The 470-nt window shown below is 40.4% G+C and carries 1 protein-coding gene; it reads left to right on the top strand.

What is annotated here, in order from left to right; all coding sequences use genetic code 11:
* Nucleotides 1–42 precede the first annotated feature (42 nt).
* On the top strand, nucleotides 43–470 hold a 428-nt coding region (locus NQ163_RS20625), incomplete at its 3' end, for a VOC family protein (RefSeq protein WP_268192196.1).

Below are 470 nucleotides of genomic sequence, written 5' to 3'. Positions count from 1 at the left end.
AGCCTTTGTTTTTCGCTTGATGCACAAACCAAAACAACAGAGATGAAAGATCAAAAAGTTTATCCAAAGAGCTTTTCCCATATTGGGATTACAGTACCTGACTTGGACAAGGCAGTAAAATTCTACACCGAAGTAATGGGTTTTTATATAATTATGCCTCCAACCGAAGTCCTGGAAGAAAACGAGACAGCAATCGGACAAATGTGTATTGATGTATTTGGCAAAGGATGGAACAGTTTTCGCATTGCGCACCTTTCAACCGGCGATCGCATTGGCATTGAACTATTCGAATTCAAAGAAAGTCAACCCAAAGCTCCGGAATTCAATCCATTCCAAACCGGCTTATTCCATTTTTCGGTTCAGGATCCTGACGTGGAAGGATTGGTTCAAAAAATTGTTGAGCATGGAGGAAAACAGCGTATGCCTATTCGTGAATATTATCCAGGTGATAAACCATACCGTATGTGTTA

Origin of the sequence: Marinifilum sp. D737, from assembly GCF_026672275.1 — a bacterium.
Classification (GTDB): domain Bacteria; phylum Bacteroidota; class Bacteroidia; order Bacteroidales; family Marinifilaceae; genus Marinifilum.
Note: the sequence above shows the minus strand (reverse complement) of the source record. Positions and strands in the feature narration are given on the sequence as shown.